The organism is Williamsia sp. DF01-3, assembly GCF_023051145.1.
In the GTDB taxonomy this organism is placed as follows: Bacteria; Actinomycetota; Actinomycetes; order Mycobacteriales; family Mycobacteriaceae; genus Williamsia.
The window spans coordinates 1-12,763 of the sequence record NZ_JALKFS010000005.1 but is presented as its reverse complement, the minus strand read 5'-3'; the positions used below and the strand labels follow the sequence as shown (position 1 = coordinate 12,763).

The 12,763-nt window shown below is 64.4% G+C and carries 13 protein-coding genes; 1 reads left to right on the top strand and 12 read right to left on the bottom strand.

What is annotated here, in order from left to right; translation table 11 throughout:
* Positions 1–196: 196 nt before the first annotated feature.
* From MVA47_RS01820 to MVA47_RS01775, 10 genes are all read right to left on the bottom strand, one after another.
* Positions 197–721 (bottom strand): PaaI family thioesterase, encoded by a 525-nt coding sequence (locus MVA47_RS01820; RefSeq protein ID WP_247206419.1) that lies wholly within the window; start codon positions 719–721, stop codon positions 197–199.
* Positions 714–2,138: an MFS transporter gene (locus tag MVA47_RS01815; protein ID WP_247206418.1), complete on the bottom strand. Its 1,425-nt coding sequence runs from the start codon at positions 2,136–2,138 to the stop codon at positions 714–716. Before MVA47_RS01815 ends, MVA47_RS01820 begins: the two co-directional genes overlap by 8 nt.
* Before the next feature lie 26 nt (positions 2,139–2,164).
* A complete protein-coding gene (locus MVA47_RS01810) occupies positions 2,165–3,280 on the bottom strand; it encodes a DNA alkylation repair protein (RefSeq protein ID WP_247206417.1) in 1,116 nt (371 codons plus the stop codon).
* A gap of 44 nt (positions 3,281–3,324) precedes the next feature.
* Positions 3,325–5,202, bottom strand: coding sequence for a propionyl-CoA synthetase (locus MVA47_RS01805; RefSeq protein ID WP_247206416.1), 1,878 nt, complete (start codon positions 5,200–5,202; stop codon positions 3,325–3,327).
* Positions 5,203–5,253: 51 nt separating this feature from the next.
* Positions 5,254–6,129, bottom strand: a complete 876-nt coding sequence (locus MVA47_RS01800; RefSeq protein ID WP_023954409.1) for a metal ABC transporter permease — start codon at positions 6,127–6,129, stop codon at positions 5,254–5,256.
* The gene (locus MVA47_RS01795) at positions 6,126–6,833 is read right to left on the bottom strand and encodes a metal ABC transporter ATP-binding protein (protein ID WP_247206415.1); all 708 of its coding nucleotides are present in this window, start codon (positions 6,831–6,833) and stop codon (positions 6,126–6,128) included. Before MVA47_RS01795 ends, MVA47_RS01800 begins: the two co-directional genes overlap by 4 nt.
* A gap of 76 nt (positions 6,834–6,909) precedes the next feature.
* Positions 6,910–7,839: a metal ABC transporter substrate-binding protein gene (locus MVA47_RS01790; RefSeq protein ID WP_374474036.1), complete on the bottom strand. Its 930-nt coding sequence runs from the start codon at positions 7,837–7,839 to the stop codon at positions 6,910–6,912.
* A gap of 55 nt (positions 7,840–7,894) precedes the next feature.
* Positions 7,895–8,704, bottom strand: coding sequence for an alpha/beta fold hydrolase (locus MVA47_RS01785; protein WP_247206414.1), 810 nt, complete (start codon positions 8,702–8,704; stop codon positions 7,895–7,897).
* A gap of 13 nt (positions 8,705–8,717) precedes the next feature.
* Positions 8,718–9,143, bottom strand: coding sequence for a hypothetical protein (locus MVA47_RS01780; protein WP_247206413.1), 426 nt, complete (start codon positions 9,141–9,143; stop codon positions 8,718–8,720).
* Positions 9,144–9,204: 61 nt separating this feature from the next.
* Positions 9,205–10,113: a LysR family transcriptional regulator gene (locus MVA47_RS01775; RefSeq protein WP_247206412.1), complete on the bottom strand. Its 909-nt coding sequence runs from the start codon at positions 10,111–10,113 to the stop codon at positions 9,205–9,207.
* A gap of 83 nt (positions 10,114–10,196) precedes the next feature.
* On the opposite strand from MVA47_RS01775, the gene MVA47_RS01770 reads away from it, so the two are divergent.
* Positions 10,197–11,309, top strand: coding sequence for a TDT family transporter (locus MVA47_RS01770; RefSeq protein WP_247206411.1), 1,113 nt, complete (start codon positions 10,197–10,199; stop codon positions 11,307–11,309).
* A gap of 131 nt (positions 11,310–11,440) precedes the next feature.
* On the opposite strand, the gene MVA47_RS26585 is transcribed toward MVA47_RS01770, so the two are convergent.
* Together MVA47_RS26585 and MVA47_RS01760 are read right to left on the bottom strand one after the other, a co-directional pair.
* Positions 11,441–11,956 (bottom strand): HNH endonuclease, encoded by a 516-nt coding sequence (locus MVA47_RS26585; RefSeq protein ID WP_374474340.1) that lies wholly within the window; start codon positions 11,954–11,956, stop codon positions 11,441–11,443.
* A gap of 13 nt (positions 11,957–11,969) precedes the next feature.
* The gene (locus MVA47_RS01760; protein ID WP_281504609.1) at positions 11,970–12,671 is read right to left on the bottom strand and encodes a DUF222 domain-containing protein; all 702 of its coding nucleotides are present in this window, start codon (positions 12,669–12,671) and stop codon (positions 11,970–11,972) included.
* Between the last annotated feature and the right edge of the window lie 92 nt (positions 12,672–12,763).

Sequence of the window (12,763 nt, the reverse complement as noted above, 5' to 3'; positions counted from 1 at the left end):
TGTAGGTGACCGCCACGGTGGACATCATCCAGTCACCGACAGTCCGCGAGACGCGGGAGCTGAGCCGAGAGCGCATGACGCAATGATGCAGTGACCCAGCGCACAGGTAACTGGAGAGTCTCACTGAGCGGAAGTCGCTGCAAGCCAGAATGAGTGGGTTCTTACTACGAACGTCTGATTGCTCGCGATCGTGTGGTCAGGACGGTATGTCGAAGACGAGCAGTGCACTCGATGCGGTCGCGACAGTCTTGCCGCTCTCATCGGTGATCTCGGCCTCGGCAAACGCCACCCGCCGCCCTGGCTTCTTCACCCAGCCGCGTGCTGTGAGCCGGCCGGATTCGAGGGTGACTCCCCGCATGAAATTGACCTTGATCTCGATGGATGTGTAGCCGGTGCCGCGCGGCAAGGTGGAGTGCACGGCGCATCCCGCGGCCGAATCGAGCAGTGTGCAGATGATGCCACCGTGAACCGCGCCGATCGGGTTGAAGTGAGACTCGTTGGGCTCGAGGGTGAATACGGCCGTGCCCGAGTCCACCGATGCCAACTGGGCGTCGATCAAACCGACGATGGGCGGCGCGGGGATCGTTCCGGCCGCGAGAGCCTGGAGGTAGTCCAACCCTGACATCGTCTGCGACAAGGCAGCGGGTTTCGACGGGTCGTGCCATGTGACGGTCCGTGATCGGGGCTCACCCCACTGTGTGGATGCGAGTGCGTCACCCATGTGAGGGCCTGCTTCGGACGAACACAGCGGTCGGGATGGCCACCACGGCGAACACTGCGGCGGCTACCAGTGCGCAGGTGTGGAATGCCGACTCAAACGCTTCGTCGGCGGGGTGGGTCAGCAAACCTGAAGCGAGCTGCGAGGTGAGTATCGACCCGAGCACGCTTGTGCCGAGTACACCACCCAGCTGGCGGAACATGTTGACCGTGCCGCTGGCCATCCCTGCCTGGGCAGGCGCCACACTGTTCATGGCGGCAGCGGTGGCCGGCGCGATCAGTGAACCGAAGCCGACTCCCAAGACCACCAGTGCCACTGTCAGGTTTGTCCAACCCTCATGCGGATGGACTCGCAGCAGCAGTAATGATCCGAGCGCTGTGATGATCAATCCGGTGGTGAGCATGACCTTGAAACCGATGCGCGGCAACAACCGTGGCGCGATCGCGCTGACGACAACGTAGGTGCCCATCACGGCCAACAAATGCAGCCCGGTGCTCCAGGCGCTCAGCTTTCCTATCCTTTCGAGAAACAACACCGAGATCAGGGACAGTCCGGTGAAACCGAAGAGCACCGTCGCGCTGACCATCATGACGGTGGAGAAGGACGCTGACCGAAAGAGTCGCAGATCAAGCATCGGTGCGTTCGTCGACCGCTCATAGACGATGAAAAAGGCCAAGGCGCAGGCAAATAGGATGATCGCGATGATCGCGTGGGTGGACGTGAAGCCACTGCGTGATCCGTCGATGACCCAGTAGGTGAGCGCGGCGATGGCTGTGGTGGCGGACAGGAGACCGGGAACGTCGAGTCTGGCTCCCTGAACCTTACTGCGTGGCACAACAATCGGGGCGACGGCCACGACCACGAGGGCAGCGATGGCGTTGACGAGGTAGACGGCATTCCAGGAGAATGCCCCGAGTACCGCTCCGGCTGACAGGGGTCCGATCGCGAGGCCGAGGCCGGAGCAAGCAGCCCAGATGCTGATCGCCTCGGTCCGCTCCTTCGGGTCGGGGAAGCCGTTGCTGATGATGGCCAGACTGTTGGGCAATACCAGCGCGGCTCCCACACCGGTGATCGCCTGAGCGGCAAGGATCATGCCGCTGCTGTGCGAGAGGAACGATGAGAGGCTGCCGATCGACATGATCGCGGAGCCGGCGATGAACGCGGTTCGCCTGCCGATGACATCACCGACGGTGCCCGCAGAGAGCACCAGGCTGGCAACCACCAACGCGAAGATGCTCGGGATCCACACCATCGTGGCACTGTCGGCATCGAGATCGGATTGGATGGCGGGCACGGCCGAAATGGTGGCCGTGATGTTCAGGAAGGTCAGCATCATGCCGAAGCACACCGCTGCCAGCGCAAACCACCGGGTGTTGTCGCTGCCGGTCGCCGGCGCGGCAGACTGGCTACTAATAAGCATAGTCAGAAGGTACGGCCTGACTATGGTCAGCGCAAGACAGTGGGCTCTGCGGCGCCGAGAAGATCGAATTCGGCAACACCCATGCGCCGGCCGTTCACCTGCACGGCGAGTTCATGGCGGCCGGGGTGGTACCGGCGGGTGGTGATGGGGACAAACGAATGTGACTTGGTCAAACGTAGGTGTTCACCCGGTCTCATCGTCTTCGTGGCCAACTTGAACACCTTGTGGGTGATGGCGCCGTTGGCCTTGCGGAATCCGATGCTGTAGTCGACGACCACGTTCACCGGCGACTCGCCAGAGTGCGCGAGAGTTATCGCGAACGCGAGTTTGTCCCCGGTGTCAACGGTTGGGTCGACGATCAGCTCGGTGAGGTAGAGGCCGGTCGGCGCATCGAAGCCCAGCAGCGCCAGCGCGTCCGGGTCGCCTTTCTTCACCAGCGTCCGCAACGCGTGCCGCACCAGCTTGCCGGTGTTGGCGTCGGGTGCATTCTGCCAGCGGGCCGCAGTGGAGACCACCAGGTCGGGGTGGTGGCGGCTGAGGTCGTTGACGTGATTGGCCACGGACCGTCGAACGTACTCGCTGGGGTCGCGGTAGAGCGCATCGACGATCGGGAGCGTTGCCGCTGGATGCCGAAGCAATTCGGGTATCCGGCGTGCCCACGGCAGGTATTGCCGGGTTCCTTCGCTCGCGAGCCGCCGCACGTGGTGGTCCGGTGATTCCGCCCATGCGCGCGCCGCGGCAAGGGTGCGGTCGAGATCGGCCAGAAGCATGGTGCGCAAGGCGAACTCGGATGTGAGTCGGGGAGTGAGCTCGGCGAGCAACGCCAGGCCGATGTCGAAGGCTCCGGTTGTCCCTTGTGCGGTGGCACGCAAGGCCACTGCTTCGGTGATCGGCCAGACCATCCACCCGGTGCAGCCAGGCTGGTCGATGAGTTTGTTCACCGCGCTGACAAATCCGGTGAACGGCTCGGGCAGATCATCGATCAGGGCATCGCGGACGAGGTCTGATCGGTTCTTGAGCGCCATGCCGTCGAACTCGGTGACGGTTGCCGACGTGCGGGCGGTGTCGTAGCCGGCGAGCATCAGGCACGTCGTCAAGCCCTCCACCGCGGAGGCGCCCAGGAGTTCGTCGGCGAATGGCATGGTGCAAATCTACGGGTGGCCACCGACACGTCCCGTGACCACGATCATTCGAGTTGGCTCTTCAGCGCCTCGAGAACAGCCGGGTCCTCGATTGTCGATGGCACCGTGAAGGATTCGCGGTCGGCGATCTGACGCATCGTCTTGCGCAGGATCTTGCCCGACCTCGTCTTGGGGAGCGCATTGACGACGGTGACATCGCGGAAGGTCGCGACTGCGCCGATCTGCTCGCGCACCATGGCGACCAGTTCGGAACGGAGACTCTCCGGATCGATGTCGACCCCTTCTTTGAGAACCACATATCCGCTGGGCCGCTGACCCTTGAGTTCGTCCTGTATGCCGATCACCGCGCATTCGGCGACCGCCGGATGTGCCGCGACCACGGCCTCGATACTCCCGGTGGACAGCCGGTGGCCGGCGACATTGATCACGTCGTCGGAACGTCCGAGGACAAACACGTAGCCGTCGGAGTCGATGTATCCCGAGTCGCCGGTGAGGTAGAAACCGGGGAATGCCTTGAGATACGAATCGTTATAGCGCGCTTCGTCATTCCACAGACCGGTGAGAGTTCCCGGCGGAAGCGGGAGTTCGATGACGATGTTGCCTTCGCCGCCTGCCGGAACGACTTTCCCTTCGGCGTCGACCACCTGCACCCGGAATCCCGGCACCGGCACGGTGGGCGACCCGGCCTTGAGTGGCATGGGTTCGAGGCCGCGGAGATTGGCCGCGATCGCCCAGCCGGTCTCGGTCTGCCACCAGTGGTCGACCACCGGGACGGCGAGCACCTTCGTCGACCACTCGTATGTGTCCGGATCGAGTCGTTCGCCGGCGGCGAAGAGTGTCCGAAGCGACGAGACATCGTACTGCGCAATGAGTTTCGCCTCCGGATCCTGCTTCCGGACGGCGCGGATGGCGGTAGGTGCGGTGAACAGCGCCCGCACGCCGTAGTCGTTGATGACCCGCCAGAAAGCGCCCGCGTCCGGCGTGCCCACCGGCTTGCCCTCGTACATCACGGACGTGGCGCCCGCCAGGAGTGGGCCGTAGACGATGTACGAATGGCCCACCACCCAGCCGACGTCGGATGCCGTCCACCACACGTCGCCTGGCGCTATGTCGTAGATGTTGCGCATCGACCACGTCAGTGCCACGGCGTGACCGCCGTTGTCGCGGACGACGCCCTTGGGTTTACCGGTGGTCCCGGAGGTGTACAGGATGTAGAGCGGGTCGGTGGCCGCGACCGGAACAGGTTCTGCGGCAGGCGCTTCGGCAGTCAGCTCATCCCAGTCGAACCAGCCGTCGTGGTCTGCCGCGCTCCCGGCGACCTGCTCGCGATTCTTGACGATCACCGTGCTGGGTGGGTGATCGGACAGTTCGAGTGCTGTGGTCACCATCGGTAAGTACTCCACGGTGCGCCCCGGCTCGAGTCCACCCGAAGCGGTGATGAGCGCAACCGGGCGGGCGTCGTCGATGCGGGTGGCGAGTTCTTTTCCGGCGAACCCGCCGAACACCACCGAGTGCACGGCGCCGATCCGTGCGCACGCAAGCATGGCGATGGCGGCCTCCGGGATCATCGGCATGTAGATGATGACGCGGTCACCGGCGGTGACGCCGCGCTCACGCAGCGCGCCTGCGAATGTGGAGACCTCGGCCAGCAGGTCGGAGTAGGAGAAGGTGCGTGAGACACCGGTCATCGCCGAATCCCAGATCAGGGCCGGCCGATCGCCGTGGCCGGCGTCCACATGCCGATCGAGCGCGTTGAAACTCGTGTTGAGGGTTGCTCCGGGAAACCACTGGTACCGCGTTTCGCTCCGTCGTCCGAGAGCGACGGTTGGCGCGGTGTACCAATCAACAGCTTTGGCCGCATGAAGCCAGAACTCGTCCGGGTCGTCCACACTCTGCGCAAAAGCCTCCGCGTACAGCCCCATCACTCGCCATCCTCTCGCCGATCAGGACGGCCCTGAAGAGCCGGCCCTGCGTCAGGACGCCGCGAGAGCCGTGGAGCGTCGTCGCTGCGCCCGGTTGATCGCCTTGATCAACACGCCCTGGCGAGGTGCGAACAGATAGATGACCGCAAACGCCAGTCCCTGGGCGAGTACCACCATCGCGCCGGGTGCCACGTCCAGGTAGTACGCATAGTAGATCCCCAGGACTGCGCAGGAACAGGCCAAGATCGGTGCGATGATCAGCATCCGGTTGAATCGATCGGTGAGCAGGTAAGCGGACGCACCCGGGATGATCAGCATCGCGACCACAAGAACAACGCCGACGATCTGCAGTGCCACAACACATGTGAGGGCGAGCAGTCCGAGCAGCAGTGCGCCGAGGCGACGAGGGGACAAACCGATCGCATGAGCGTGGGTGGGGTCGAAGGCGAACAGGGTGAGGTCTCGTCGTTTGAGCGTCAGGACCACCACGGCGACCACGGCCAGTCCGAGGATCTGCCACAGGTCCGATTGCGAGACCCCGAGAACGTTGCCGAAAAGGATGTGGTTGAGGTCGGTCTGACTCGGCGTGATCGAGATGAGTACCAGGCCCAGGGCGAACAGTGTGCTGAAGACGATGCCGATCGCGGCGTCTTCCTTGACCCGGCTGGTGTCGCGGACCACGCCGATCAGCAGGACGGCACCGAGGCCGAAGATCAACGCACCCACCGCAAACGGCGCGCCGAAGATGTACGCGAGCACCACACCGGGCAGAACCGCGTGGGACACGGCATCTCCCATCAGCGACCAGCCGATCAGAACGATCCAGCAACTGATCATGGCGCACACCGCAGCCGCGACCGTGGTCGCGAGAAGCATGTTCACCATGAAGTCCTCGGCGAGAGGATCGAGCCACCAGTCGATGATCATGACCGCACCCCCCGTCCCAGCACATCCATACCGAAGGCCAGGGCAAGGCTCTCCGGCCTCAGTACGACGTCGGGCTCGTCGTGCATCAGGACCGTGCGCATCAGCAGTACCGCCTCGTCGCAGAAGGTCTCGAGCGAGCCGAGGTCGTGGGTGGAGATGAGGATCGTCTTTCCCTGTGCGGCCAGGGACCTCAACAGGGCGATGATCGTGGCTTCCGACTTCTTGTCGACGCCTGCGAAGGGTTCGTCGAGCAGCAGGACGTCCGCCTCTTGGGCGATCCCGCGGGCGACGAATGCCCGCTTGCGTTGCCCACCGGACAATCGCCCGATCTGACGGCCGGCCAAGTCGGTCAGCTCGACCTGGGCGAGGGCGTGGTCGACCGCCTCTTTGTCGGCTCGACGTGGCCTGCGGGTGAATCCCTGACGGCCATACCGCCCGGTCATCGCGACTTCGCGGACCGAGATGGGGAATGTCCAGTCGACGTCTTCGGACTGCGGGACGTAGGAGATGAGACCGTTGGCGCGCGCCTCTGCCGGTGTACCTCCGGCGATCTCCACCGATCCGGAGTCGGGTTTCACCAGCCCCATGATGGTCTTGAACAGTGTCGACTTGCCGGATCCGTTCATCCCGATCAGTCCGCAGATGCGCCCCGGCGCAATGTTGATGGAGACGTTGTCGAGGGCGTGCACGTCGCCGTAGAACACGCTGACCCCGTTGATCGCGATGGCGGGGGGCCGTCGTGAGGGGTGCGGCCCGGCTGAGGCTGGGAAGGAAGAGTGGTCATTGGGATCCACCTCGGGTCAGTGCGTTGACGATCGTGTCGGAATCGTGGCGGATGAGGTCGAGATACGTCGGCACCGGGCCATCGGACTCGGACAGCGAGTCGACGTAGAGGACGCCCCCGAAGTCGGCGTCGGTGGCACGTTCGACCTGGCGCATCACCGAATCACTCACGGTGGACTCACAGAACACCGCACGGATGTTGTTCGCGCGGACGAAGTCGATCGTGGACTGCAGTTGCTTCGATGTGCCCTGCTGTTCTGCGTTCACAGGCCATACGTATTTCTCCTGCATACCGGTGTCGCGGGCTAGGTATGAGAAGGCGCCTTCGCAACTGACCAGCGCTCTGCTCTGCGGTGGCAATTTGGCCAATTCGGTGACCATCCGGTCGTGGACCTCCTGCAGCTGCGCCTTGTAGGTGGCGGCGTTCTGGAGGTACTCGGAAGCATGGTCGGGATCGAGTTCGGCGAGTGCCGATGCGATGTTGTCGGCATACGTCTGGACATTCAAGGGAGACATCCAGGCGTGGGGGTTCGCGGTACCGGCTCCGGCGTCATCGCTGATCGGGATGGGTTCGACACCCTTGCTGGCGACCACGTGATCCACATCGAGCCGGTCGACGAACTGCTCGAACCAGGCTTCCAGGTGCAGGCCGTTGTCGATGATGAGGTCCGCTTCCGCTGCCCGTCGCAGGTCGCCCGGTGTCGGTTCGTAGCCGTGGATCTCCGCACCGGCTTTGGTCACCGACTCGACCCGGACATCTGGCCCCGCGATGTTGGCAACGATGTCTTGGAGCACGGTGAAGGTGGTGAGCACCGTGAGCCGGCCATCGTTGCGCTCGCGTTTGCCGACGCACGCACTGAGGGCCAAAACGCTCAGGGCGATGACGAACACCGAGGTCACCCGCACTACCCTGGACCGAGTTCGCATCCTCTCACCTTAGAGTTCGGGTACCCGAACTTTCAACTTCAACCGGTTGGCAGACTCACCCCGCCAGGAAGTCTGCGACCCCTTGGGGCCACTCGCGGAGCTGACCCGGGGTGTCGGCGACGCACAACTGCGCGCCCGGGATCACGGTTGCCAACCGACGTGCGGTGGACAGTGGATGGCCCGGGTCTCCCGACCACGCGAGGACCAGGGTGGGTATACGCAGTGCACGCAGCTCCACGTCCGCCGGCAGATCCGACCGCGCGGCGCCCCGCAGGACCGATGGCAGGAGGGACTCGGGCACAGCGATCGGAGTTCGGGCCTCGGCGAGACCCGACAACACCGCAGGCGGTGGCCCTGCGGAAGCTGCTTCATAGGCGGCCAGCCCACTGCGTTCGATGAGGTCGGCGCCTGCCCGGTAGGCGACAACGTGTGCGGCCCGGACCTGTCCGGCGGTCGGTGGGGTGGTCAACACGAGGTGGTGGAACCGATGGGGTTCGGCGACCGCTGCCCACAGCAGTGTGGCTGTCCCCATGGACGAGCCGATCCCTGCGACCGGCTCGTCGGGGCTCATCGAGTCGAGGAGGCCGAGCAGGTCACGGCCGAGATTCGGCCAGGTGTACTGCTCCGGATCGGCACCGCCCGTCGATCGGCCGTGGCCGCGGGCGTCATACCGGATCAGCCGGTGATCGCGGGTGACCGGCGACCAATCGAACATGCCGACGGTCTCTTGTGCGGTGGCGCTGGACGTCAGCCCATGCGCCCAGATGGCGGTCCGGCCGGGCCTAACGGCGTGGCCCGACTCTGTCCAGGCGAGTTCGGCGTCCCCGACCGCGGTGGTGTGGACGAATGCAGGCAGGCCGCTCACCGGCAGGCCGCCGCTATTTCGACCGGACCTTCTCGCCGAGGGCGTCAACCATCAGTCCCACACCGATGCCCAGCATCCAGACATCCTTGGCAAGCGCAGTGCCCTGCTGGGTGGGGGCCAGAGTGCCTGGTTCCCGCATGCCGGGGGTGTTCAGGTAGAGGCCGAGGAGACCCGCCGAGAAGGCGGTCAGACCCGCGCCGGCAACCGCGGTGGGGACGATGGGGAGCAACAACGCGGCACCGAGTGCGATCTCGCCGGTCGAGACAAACCGGATGAACGCAGGTGGGCTGAGCTTGGTTGCCAGTGGATATGTCCCGGCGGTGAGGCCGTGAAGCTGCGTGGCGGTCTCCTCATCGGCCTGTCGCTTGGCCAGACCCGAACTGAGGATGAATGCGCCGGTGGCGACCCGGGTGGGGATGTGGCGGACTTTGAACTTCATGATGGCTCCTTTCGGCAGCATCCACTGCCTCAGCCGATGGTATTGCCCGACAGCACCTCAGTCAGGGCGAAGCGGAAGACCGGGTGATCGCGAGGTCGACCAAATCCCTTGCTGGCCCGCGCAACCCGCGATTTCGATCCCATACTGCGCGCAACACCCGAGGCATCGCGACGCCGGACACCTCGATGCGGACCAACTTGCCGTCCGCCAGTTCGGGCGCGACGGACAGACTGGAAAGCACGGCAGGTGCGTCGGAACTGAGGACCGCGGCCTTGACGGCAGCTACCGACGTCAGCTCGAGCAACGGATCCGCGGCCTCACCGAGCGCCGCCTCGAAGGTGACCCGCGTGCCCGAGCCGAGCTCACGTTGAACCAGCGGCGTTCGCATCAACTCGGCAGGAGAGATGGCGCGGCCGGCTCGTGCCCAGGGATGATCCGGCCGGGTGATCACCACCAGCTCGTCGTGCGCGACAGCCCGGTGATCCAGACGCGAATCGGTGTGTGGCCCTTCGACAAACCCCACGTCGACGGATCCTGCCAACACATCCCGGATGACATCGGCGGAGTTCATCGGCTGCACCCGTATCCGTGTTTCGGGGTGGAGGCGCCGGAGGGCCAGGGCCCAGGACGGAATCAGATACTCGGCAACCGTCATCGAGGCCGCGACCGTGACCGTGGCGCGCTTGCTGCCCAGCAACGAGTCGATCCCGGCCGAGAACCGTTCCGCCGCGTCGAGCAGACCCGATGCCCACTCCAGCACTGCGACGCCTTCAGGCGTCAGCTCAGTGCCCGACGGCGACCGGCGGAAGAGCACCACACCCAGTTCGCGTTCCACGGCATGGACGCGTGCGCTGATGGCCTGCTGGCTGAGGTTCTGCTCGCGGGCGGCGGCGCTCATACTGCCCTGCCGAGCCACTGACACGACAACGTCGAGGGCGGAGAGGTCGGGGACTCGGGCGGGCAACACCATCTGTCGAGGTTACAAGCCCGACTTGTACCCGGACAACAACAAGTCCTCTACCTGTCTCGACGAGACGAGGTGACCATGAATCCATGACGCCGAACTGGTTCTCTGCAGTGATGGGCACGGGCATCGTGGCCACGTCGGGTGTGGCGTTGCACTCGGCCTGGCCGGCGATGGGAGTTCTCACCACCTCTTTCTGGGTGATCGCGCTGGCCGGCCTTGTGGTCGCGTCGTGCCTGTTCCTCGGAAAGGGGCCCGCCGATCACGCCGCGGATCCCGGTATGGCTCACTTCTACGGCGCCCCAGCCATGGCCTTGCTCACGGTCGGGGCCGGGACGGTTGAACTCGGACCGCAGTTCTTTGGCGACTCGGTCGCAGTGTGGGTCGGCGGTGCGTTGTGGGCGGTGGGTACCGCCGCAGGCGTGTTCACAACCGTGTGGGTTCCATTTCGGACGATCACCGGTACGCAGAGTTCGGCGGACGGTGCCATGCCGAGTTGGTTGATGCCGGTGGTTCCGCCGATGGTGTCGGCAGCCACCGGACCGTTGCTCCTCCCGCACCTGCCGCCCGGCGACATCCGATCAGGACTTCTCGCAACGTGTTACGCGCTGTTCGGGCTGACGTTGATTGTCGGGTTCTTGACGATGACGATGATCTACTCGCGTCTCATCCATCGCGGACTGCCGTCTGTGCAGGTTGCACCGACGGTATGGATCATGCTCGGGATGATCGGCCAATCCATCGCAGCCGCAGTGTTACTCGGGTCGAGTGCCCACCTCGTGTTCGACGGCGAGCAAGCCTCGATCGCAAACGGTCTGCGCATCTTCGGTATCGGCTACGGATTGGTCATGTCGGGGTTTGCAGGGTTCGTATTTGTCCTCGCGGCGCTGATCACCGTGCACAACGTCCGACGGGGACTGACCTTCACGCCCACCTGGTGGAGCTTCACCTTTCCGATCGGAACGTGCGTGACTGGTTCGGCATCACTTGCCGTTGCGGTGGGGTCGACACCCTTGCGCGTCATTGCTGCAGCGTTGTTCGCGCTACTGCTGATCACGTGGGTTGTGGTGGCAGGATGGAGTTCGGTCTACCTGCACAGAACAACCATTCAGCGACAGCACTTTTCACGTCTCGAAGTCGCCAACGCATGTGGCCCTGATCTCGCTCCTGAGCCGGCCCGTGTTGGTAGGGCTGTCGCCTGACCTGTGCCAGTCGGGCAGGCGACAGCCCTTGAACGCGGTTTCACACTATGGAGTTGTCAGGGTGCGTCCGCGGTCCCGGCGATGTGGCGGGTGCGGTGTTGTGCTGGTTTGCGTGAGTCACGCAACCTGAGTCAGGCTGCGAGAGTACGGGTTCGGCGGTTGTAGGCCGGTAGTGGTTGTCGGGTGGGGTCGATATCGGCGGGTGGGATCAGCCAAGGGTGCCCGTCGAGTCCCATGACGATGTCCCAGTCGGTGTGGTGCACGGCCCGATGACACGTCCGGCACAGCAAGCACCCATTGCCCAGGGTCGTCGGCCCTCCGTCAGCCCAGTGCACGATGTGATGACAGTCCGACCAGGTCGCCGGCGCCCCGCACTTGATGCAGCAGGTATCGCGAAGCAATATCGCTTTACGCACAGCTCCGGTGAACAAACGCTTGGGCGGACTCAAATCAATCGGCACCTGCTGCCCGTCCAGGGTGATCGAGGTAATGCTGGCATCACACGCCAACGCCGCTGCGGTTGCTTCGGTGACCGGACCCATCCACCGCAGTGACGCAAGGTCGGGATGATCAGCCGGAACCGTCACCATGACCTCGGTTCTCGGCGCCGAGACGAAACCCTGCCCACCGCCGCCACAATCAAGCAGTTGGTGCAGGGCATCAGCTCGTCGTTGCGTCGTTGCGTCGTTGCGTCGGTGTGCGGGTATCTGCGCTCCCGTCCGGTTCAGGACGCGGCCTGGACCACACGTCCAGCGCGGACATAAATTTTTCTCCGGTCACCGCATCAACATCAAACCTGCCCGACAATCGGCCATCGTCAGTGATCACGTAGTCCACAGTGTTCAAAGAGGCGTCGTTGGCGGCCGGCACCCCACCCTGCTCTCCGGCGACCTCATTACCCATCGCCCGGGCGATCCGGCCGATCTCGGCGGGTGGTGCACCAGAGACCGCATGAGCCAGGAGTTTTCCCTCGACCTCCCACCGGAAGTCGTCACTCACCTCACCGGGGATGCGGCTGCGAACATGGCCGACACCCCGAACTATTGCATCGACGTGCTCGGCGGACAGGAACCCGTCCCTAAAGTATCCGACTGTACGGTCCAACCCCTCCAGGCCGGTGCCGATGCGTAGCCACCGAGCCGCCGCGCCCGGCGCGGCACCGTTGGCCTGCAACACCTTCGACGTGGTCGACCCCAGACGTTTGGCCACAGCCAGGCGGTCGATGACCGCTGCGCCGGCCGCCAACCGCGCCTCCACAGCATTACGCACAGTGATCAGATCTTTCACCACCGCCACCACCCCGGCCGGATCATCCGGAAACTCCACCCCGACGACCTCATCAACCAGATCAACAACAGCCATCACCACACCCCCTCCAAGACAACAACACTGAGACAACAACATTGGGACAGCCGATCACAATGGTGGCGTAGTCACACGTATCTCAGAATCAG

Coding starts and splice junctions, on each gene's coding strand:
- MVA47_RS01805 (WP_247206416.1), bottom strand. CDS start 5,202: ATGGGGCTGTACGCGGAGGCTTTTGCGCAGAGTGTGGACGACCCGGAC.
- MVA47_RS01770 (WP_247206411.1), top strand. CDS start 10,197: ATGACGCCGAACTGGTTCTCTGCAGTGATGGGCACGGGCATCGTGGCC.
- MVA47_RS01815 (WP_247206418.1), bottom strand. CDS start 2,138: ATGCTTATTAGTAGCCAGTCTGCCGCGCCGGCGACCGGCAGCGACAAC.
- MVA47_RS01760 (WP_281504609.1), bottom strand. CDS start 12,671: ATGGCTGTTGTTGATCTGGTTGATGAGGTCGTCGGGGTGGAGTTTCCG.
- MVA47_RS01780 (WP_247206413.1), bottom strand. CDS start 9,143: ATGAAGTTCAAAGTCCGCCACATCCCCACCCGGGTCGCCACCGGCGCA.
- MVA47_RS01810 (WP_247206417.1), bottom strand. CDS start 3,280: ATGCCATTCGCCGACGAACTCCTGGGCGCCTCCGCGGTGGAGGGCTTG.
- MVA47_RS01790 (WP_374474036.1), bottom strand. CDS start 7,839: ATGCGAACTCGGTCCAGGGTAGTGCGGGTGACCTCGGTGTTCGTCATC.
- MVA47_RS01800 (WP_023954409.1), bottom strand. CDS start 6,129: ATGATCATCGACTGGTGGCTCGATCCTCTCGCCGAGGACTTCATGGTG.
- MVA47_RS01775 (WP_247206412.1), bottom strand. CDS start 10,113: ATGGTGTTGCCCGCCCGAGTCCCCGACCTCTCCGCCCTCGACGTTGTC.
- MVA47_RS01820 (WP_247206419.1), bottom strand. CDS start 721: ATGGGTGACGCACTCGCATCCACACAGTGGGGTGAGCCCCGATCACGG.